8 protein-coding genes are annotated in these 7,173 nt (G+C 40.4%); 5 read left to right on the forward strand and 3 right to left on the reverse strand.

Features of this window, described 5'->3' with window-relative positions:
- Positions 1 to 147: 147 nt before the first annotated feature.
- A complete protein-coding gene (gene namA / locus ACM0OT_RS22840) occupies positions 148 to 1,215 on the reverse strand; it encodes an NADPH dehydrogenase NamA (protein ID WP_414566666.1) in 1,068 nt (355 codons plus the stop codon).
- On the opposite strand from namA, the gene ACM0OT_RS22845 reads away from it, so the two are divergent.
- The 5 genes from ACM0OT_RS22845 to ACM0OT_RS22865 all read left to right on the forward strand — a co-directional run bounded on the left by ACM0OT_RS22845 (position 1,209) and on the right by ACM0OT_RS22865 (position 4,158).
- Positions 1,209 to 1,481, forward strand: coding sequence for a hypothetical protein (locus ACM0OT_RS22845; RefSeq protein ID WP_414566667.1), 273 nt, complete (start codon positions 1,209 to 1,211; stop codon positions 1,479 to 1,481). The genes namA and ACM0OT_RS22845 overlap by 7 nt on opposite strands.
- Positions 1,482 to 1,562: 81 nt before the next feature.
- Positions 1,563 to 1,976, forward strand: coding sequence for a secondary thiamine-phosphate synthase enzyme YjbQ (locus ACM0OT_RS22850; protein WP_414566668.1), 414 nt, complete (start codon positions 1,563 to 1,565; stop codon positions 1,974 to 1,976).
- Between the two features lie 126 nt (positions 1,977 to 2,102).
- Positions 2,103 to 2,891, forward strand: coding sequence for a Nif3-like dinuclear metal center hexameric protein (locus ACM0OT_RS22855; protein ID WP_414566669.1), 789 nt, complete (start codon positions 2,103 to 2,105; stop codon positions 2,889 to 2,891).
- A 217-nt stretch (positions 2,892 to 3,108) separates the two neighbouring features.
- Positions 3,109 to 3,324 (forward strand): hypothetical protein, encoded by a 216-nt coding sequence (locus tag ACM0OT_RS22860; RefSeq protein WP_414566670.1) that lies wholly within the window; start codon positions 3,109 to 3,111, stop codon positions 3,322 to 3,324.
- Positions 3,325 to 3,846: 522 nt separating this feature from the next.
- Positions 3,847 to 4,158 (forward strand): DUF6679 family protein, encoded by a 312-nt coding sequence (locus tag ACM0OT_RS22865; RefSeq protein ID WP_414543867.1) that lies wholly within the window; start codon positions 3,847 to 3,849, stop codon positions 4,156 to 4,158.
- Between the two features lie 259 nt (positions 4,159 to 4,417).
- Here the strand turns inward: ACM0OT_RS22865 and ACM0OT_RS22870 are convergent, their stop codons facing one another.
- Together ACM0OT_RS22870 and ACM0OT_RS22875 are read right to left on the reverse strand one after the other, a co-directional pair.
- Entirely contained in the window at positions 4,418 to 5,926 is a 1,509-nt protein-coding gene (locus ACM0OT_RS22870) for a J domain-containing protein (protein WP_414566671.1), read from the reverse strand.
- A gap of 5 nt (positions 5,927 to 5,931) precedes the next feature.
- Positions 5,932 to 7,173, reverse strand: a 1,242-nt coding sequence (locus ACM0OT_RS22875) for an Hsp70 family protein (protein ID WP_414566672.1), incomplete at its 5' end; no start/stop codon positions are given.

The following is a 7,173-nucleotide window of genomic DNA, read 5'->3' on the forward strand; positions in this document are numbered from 1 at the left end:
CTCCTAATTTAACCAACACTACTTAAGACACTATAAAAAGAGCGTATCACTTACATCCACCCCAAGTTTGAACTAGTTGTTGATTTTTAGAGGATATCAGGAGTAAGAACACCTAATTTAAACAGTAGAGAAACTGGGTTGATACTGTTAAAGCCAAGCTCGGTCATATTGAATTGGCCAAATTTTATCGTGTCCTAGTTGTTTGGCTGCTAGGTGTGGCCAGTAAGGATTGCGGAGTAATTCACGCCCTAATAAAACTAAATCGGCTACTCCTGAGCTAATAATTTTGTCAGCTTGTTCTGGAGATTTAATTAAACCCACTGCGCCTGTAGGAATATTTGCTTCCTGGCGAATACGTTCGGCAAACTGAGTTTGATAGCCGAGTTTCACTGGGATATTGATGCCTGGTATAATCCCTCCGGAGGAGCTATCAATTAAATCTACACCTAGTAATTTGAGTTGTTTGCTTAAAGCTACACTTTCCTCAATGTTCCATCCTTTCTCTACCCAATCAGTAGCAGAGATGCGGACAAATAAAGGATATTTTTGGGGCCATACTTCTCGTACTTGCTCCACAATTTCTGTTAATAGACGAATCCGGTTGGCAAAGCTCCCACCGTAATCATCTTGACGATGGTTAGCCAGGGGTGAAAGAAACTGATGTATGAGATAGCCATGAGCTGCATGAATCTCAATGACTTTAAAACCTGCTTGTAAGGAACGTTTGGTAGCTTGGACAAAGGCTTGAATAACTTGTTGAATTTCGCTAATACTTAAGGCTTGGGGTACTGGACTTTCTTTACTGAAGGCGATCGCACTACTAGAAACTACAGGCCGCCAACCTTCTTGAGATTCATTCAACACTTTTCCTCCCTTACTCGGTTTGGCTGTACTAGCCTTTCTCCCTGCATGAGCTAGTTGAATTCCCGCAACACTACCAAATTGATGAATTAGCGACACAATTTTGGCTAAAGTTTCTATGTGTGCGTCAGACCAAATACCTAAATCTTGGGGAGTAATGCGTCCGCGCGGTTCTACAGCCGCAGCTTCTGTGATTACTAAACCAGCACCACCAACAGCCCGCGAAGCCAGATGAACCAAATGCCAGTCGTTAGCATATCCATCTGTACTGGAATATTGACACATGGGTGAAACAGCGATGCGGTTGCGAAAGGTGACTTCACGAATCGTGAATGCTTCAAACAAGTGTGCCATTGGGATTAATTCCTTCTCTTGCAAAGTCAAATAAATCTGAGATGGATTTACAAGCTGGATGCAGAACCTGGCAAATCAAAAAATATCCCAAAGTTTCTTGTGGTGCGGGCATTTTGCCTGCTAATTACTCAAGAGACTCACAAGAGGGGATAATTTATTTTCTCGTATTCCCTAAAAATAGAATCTCAGGAAGTGGACTAATTATTAATGGTAAGCTGTTAAAACGTTGTTCTGCCTTTTTTTTGGGTGCAGTTTATATTTGGTAATTGTCTGGTGGCAATAAACCTATAATGCTAATAAGCAGTATTACTGTTTGCACACTTCTTTTAGCCTAGATACTGTTAAAGATGGCTCACTACCAAAAGCTACTGAAAATTTCTACTACTGGCAAATCTTTTCAAAATATCACTGCAAAAATTGCAGCCATAGTTGCAGAGTCTGGGGTGGAAACGGGTCTTTGCACTTTATTTTTGCGCCACACTTCAGCTAGTTTAGTGATCCAAGAAAATGCTGACCCTGATGTTTTGGTTGATTTAGCTAATTTTATGGCCAATCTTGTCCCAGAATCGGGTAAATACATCCACGATGCTGAAGGTGCAGACGATATGCCGGCACATATCCGGACAGCACTAACTCATAGTTCTGAACATATCCCCATTAATCGTGGTCATCTGGTTTTGGGAACTTGGCAAGGGATTTATGTGTGGGAACACCGTCAGCGTAGTCATACCAGAGAGTTGGTGGTACACATTTCTAGTTAGGGACTGGGAAACTCCTTTGGGGAAGTCAAAACTCAAAAGTCAAAAAAATTTAGTTTTGAACCGACTCCCGACGCCCCATTCTCTACCTACGCAAATAAATTCAAGAATCAAAGCAGATCACCACATATGAAAATTGCTGATTTAATTAGTTGGTTTGAAGCATGGGCTAATCCTGCTTGGTGTGAAAGTTGGGATAATTGTGGCTGGCAAATTGAGCCGGGGGTTTTGCAGGAACCAGCGCGGGTGTTGGTTTGTTTGACACCGACTTTGGCCGTGATGCAGGAGGCGATCGCAGTTAATGCTAACCTGATTTTTGCTCATCATCCTCTGATTTTTAGTCCACTTAAGTCTTTATGTGGTGGTGAGGCCATCGCGGATATGGCAAAGTTAGCTTTTACTCACAATATCGGCGTTTATAGTGCCCACACAAATTTCGACCAAGTAGACGATGGTACTGCTGATGTTTTGGCGCAAATTTTCAAGTTGCAGGAAGTCGCCCCCATAGTTCCGACTCAAGCAGGTTTAGGTTACGGTCGTGTGGGTTTACTAGAACCATTTCTGACTTTACAGGAGTTACTAACGACGATTCAAGCCCGACTTGCTCCGCCTAATTTAATTTTTTCCCCAACTGTTGACTTACAACAAAAGATTTCCCGTGTGGCTGTGTTGGGTGGTTCTGGTGCTAGTTATATTTCGGCGGTAGTCAAAACTGGTGCCCAAGCTTATCTTACTTCTGATTGTAAGTTTCATCAGTTTCAAGAAAGCCGCGATCGCGGTTTAATTTTGATTGATGCTGGACATTATGCAACTGAACGCCCGGCTTGCGATCGCTTGGTGCAAAAATTTCGGTCTTTAAATCTTGACTGGGTGGAATTAAGTCACGAAGATGAAGATTTTCGGCAATTTTTCCAGTAATATTAGTTTTTGAGCAACTAAATTATTGGTTTGTCTGTCTTTGTATTATCTGCTTCCAGTATACGGTCACATAAACTCTCTAAACCATATCTGTTGTGACGCAGATCACAATTTTAGGTAATTAAAATCACCAGTATTTACTGCTTTATATCAATTAGGCGGGAACAAAAATGTTTCACACTAGATATAAGAAAACTCTCACCATACCCTAATCAAGATGATTCGCACACTCGTTGAATCTGCTTTCCAAACTGGATATCTTAGTGTTGAATCTGAGGGTCTACTTCATCAGGTGTTGGCGACTAAGTGCTATCAATCGGAAGACTTAGCAGCCCTAACGGCACTATACGATGCAGTGAGTGTAGGTAAAATTAAACGAGAAGCGTCATCTCCACTGCCCATAAAATTTCTCGCACAGGACACAATTCGGTAAATTTGCCATCGCGTGGCATCAGATAACCGCCTTCAACTCAAAACTCTTTGCTGAATGTTGTTGAAAACCATTAAGGTCGGCAAGAGAATGAGTTAAGATCAAATACATTAGGGATAAATGTAAAGCTGAGTTCCCAGACTTCCCAGCAATGCCAATGATTACAAGTAGGCAAATCAAACAACCGCAATTAAAGCTTGATTCAGAGTATTTTTTATTACATACTTGTAGGAAGTACTCATCAGAAAATATTAACCTGGTTAGGAGAGTTACCCAATTGTGTGACTTCTACGAAGTAGACATTCGTTGAATGACCTAAAGGGGATTGAGTTCAACCGGTGCAGTAAGTTCAAGTCGATGATTCATCTAGATTCTTACGAAGACAACCGAGTCTGTCTATACCTATGATTCATCAGACGCACTGATTCTGAACCACGGAACCGACCTCTCATGGTGTTATCTAAATGGGGTAAAACCCAAATTTCACAGGTTTAACTACGTTGTTTAAAAAGGCAGAAGCAGTACATGCTACACCGCAAGATTTATCAACTGTGTTGCGACGGGCGGGAGGTATGTGTATTTTTGCGGGACCAGCAACGCTGGATCGAAAAAGCCCGCATCCTCGATATAGAGGGGGATTTAGTCACTCTACGCTATGAAACAGAAGAGGAAGACGAAGTTTGTGCTTGGGAGGAGATGGTTCGTCTCGAAAGCATTGGCTCTGTGACCCAAAAATTAGCCTCAGTGCCACGCGGTAATGTAGAACCTCTGTTGACAGAAGATTGTCCAGAAGCGGAGCGGATTCGTAACCATTATCCTGAATCCAATCCTGAATAACTAAATGTTAAGTCCTGAGTCCTGAGTATTACATCTTGCTCAGGACTCACTATTTTAGCTGCTGTACATTTCTGGATAAGTCCAATGATAAAAGTAAGCGATCGCTTTTATGTTTTTCCTCTGAGAATTCAGATAAGCGATCGCCTGCTTGACTTTTCAATGCCTGATTCAGTTCTTTAGTATTCAGAACTCCTTGAACAATTTCAGGATAGAAAAGTACTCATTTTAGTTGCATCCGGCATCTTGGACTTAAATTTGGCTATTTTTGATTGGGTAAGTATTTAGCTATATTACCCAGTATAAACGCCATCAGTTTTTTTAAATTTGGGTGCTTTTTAATGTAGCTTGCTGCTATCGGGCCAAAACGATAATAATGACTAATAAAGTTCCTGCCGAAAATGTTCTTAGTCAAATATTCATCCCTGAAGTAACGATATTTAATTACTTCTGGTGCATAGGGTGTGCCGTAGGTAGCTGTGACAACAAAGCAACTGTCTGAAGAATTGGTAGTAGGTTGATACTGCTGTTGATGCTGCTGTTGTCTAGAAATTTCCTTAGCTACCTTTTCTAGCCGAGCAAAAAATTCAGTATTCAACTGATATATAGCAGGATATGTAGACTTTATCCGCCGTGCAGATGCAAGAACTTCACTGTCTGTTGAGTTGCTAATTTCTTCGATGATACTCTTGAAATTTGTCTCTCTTTCATAGTCAGATTCGTGTGTTCCTAACGCATTCATAATACTGAATGCTGCTAATCTTTTAAATCCGTTGATAATTTGATAATCCTCTTTGAGAATATCAAATTGATTGAAAGCACTAACAACTTCTGAAATATCCTTATGTACTTTTGCAATTTCAGCATTACCAGGACTAAACCGTTTTGCGGCTTCCATGAAAGTTAGTGCAGCTGTTAATATGTTAGGATTTATGTATTTTGTACCAAGTTCAAGCAGTTCAAAGCCAATTACAGCAAATTTAGCTGCGACATAATTGCGTACATCTTCATCTGCTGGTAGACAAGAAATAATTCGTTCTGCTGTGGACTTAACTTGTTCTAGTTGATTATTACGTAAATGAATAATACAAATTAAGAACAGCGCATCAAAGTCTTGGAAATCAACTTTACCATCTGCACCTATAGCTTTTTCAGCCCAATTCAAAGCTTCTGCGTAATTTTCTTCAGCTAAATAAGTTTGGGCGATCACTATGAAAGGTTGTGAATTGAAAGACTCTAAATAAATCGACTTCTGAAAGCAACTTCTAGCTTCTTGATAAATTTTATAACGTCTGGAGTCGCTGTCTGAAAGAGATTCTGCTTTTTCTTTGTAAGCATAACCAAAATTCGACCAGTATAAAGCTACATCAGGATTTGATTGAGTTAAAATCTGATATATTTTGATGCCTTCATCCCATTCTTGATTATGGACATAACATAATCCCAGACGATTACGAATTGCTTCAGCACCAGGAGAAAGCACTAGAATATGTTTGAGGAGACGAATTGCTTCAGTCCAATTTTCCTCCTGCATTCTATCTTCCGCTTGACTTAGCAATTCAATGATTTGTCCACCATGCTGCTGTAGTGAATCATAGTTTTGCTTGGCTTTAGAATCAGATAGAGTTTCGTATGCTTCACGAATAAGCTTGAACCGTTCAGGATCTTTCTCAGGTGAGTGCTTGCGTACTAGTCGATAGTATGAACGTCGAATTTCTTCGCTAGATGCTTGTGTGGGAATATTTAGTGTTTGGTATAGTTCGTAAGCCATCTTAATTACACCCCTAATTGATTTTCCCATTCAAACATCATGTCTATTAGGCGATCGCCCGCTTCATCAATCGACCTGGAATTGTCAGTTATCAAGGCCTCTTTCAAATCCATGACCGCGCGAGAAAGAGGCGATCGTTCCTGAGGTGGGATACCAGCCATAAAGCGTTCAGCTTTATTTATCAAGCTTTCATATTGCTTTGCCCGTTCATTCTGTTTCCACAATTCCTGACTACGCTCAATAGCAACTCGTTTCTCCTCATCGCTCATGCGTTTGTCTGAATGTCCGTAGGCAATTTCAACGCTCTTACCAATATCAGGAATGCTGGCTGTAAGTTTAGCAATCCCATTAATATCGTAAGAAAATTCAATCTCAATTGGATAAGGATTGCCATTTAGTGCGGGTGGTATATCAGTAATTTGCCCAGCAATCTCCGTATCAATAGCATCTACAGGAAGTTTAGCCTTACCTGTGTGATCTTGATATAGACGAACTTCAACTTGCTGTTGTTCAGCATGAAGTAAGGTATATGTTTTTTTAACTGAATAAGGAATGGTAGTGTTGGGTTGAATCAACGGTTCATAAGTCAACATGAGTTGTCCACCAATCATACTGACGACATCAATCCCTAAACCAAATGGAGCTACATCTGTTAGGATAATGCCACTTTCCTCATTAATTAATCCCTGAGCCAGAGCAGCTTGTATACAAGCACCAACACCAACTGCCAAGTCTGGATTAACATATAATTTTGGCTCTTGTCCGAACATTTCTGCTACCATATTCCGCACTGCTGGAATATAGGTTGTCCCACCCACTAACAGGACTCGATCAATTGCACTAGGACGGATTTTTTTAGCATTTAACGCTTGTCGGATACAAATTCTTGCTTTTTCTAAAAGTGGAGCGATCGCTTGTTCAAATTCTATGCGCGTTATTTCAATATCTAAATCAATTCCTTTGCCATCTTTAGTTGCAAAAGAGGGAATGCGGATATCACAATATTGCTCTACAGAAAGTGTCTTTTTTGCTTGTTCTGCCTTTTCTTTCAATTCCGCCTCACGGTTATGAATTGAAATTTCTGGATACTGTGCTGCAAATTTTTTGAGCAACAGAGAAATCATCATTTCATCAAAATCTTTACCACCCAAATGAGGATCACCAAAACTACACTTGACATCTAACACTCCTTCCAGGGTAAGCTCATCTAATTTGGTATAGAGTGAGCTTGACAAATTAGCCAAGAC

The organism is Anabaena sp. CCY 9613 (genome assembly GCF_963920895.1).
GTDB lineage: Bacteria > Cyanobacteriota > Cyanobacteriia > Cyanobacteriales > Nostocaceae > Cyanocohniella.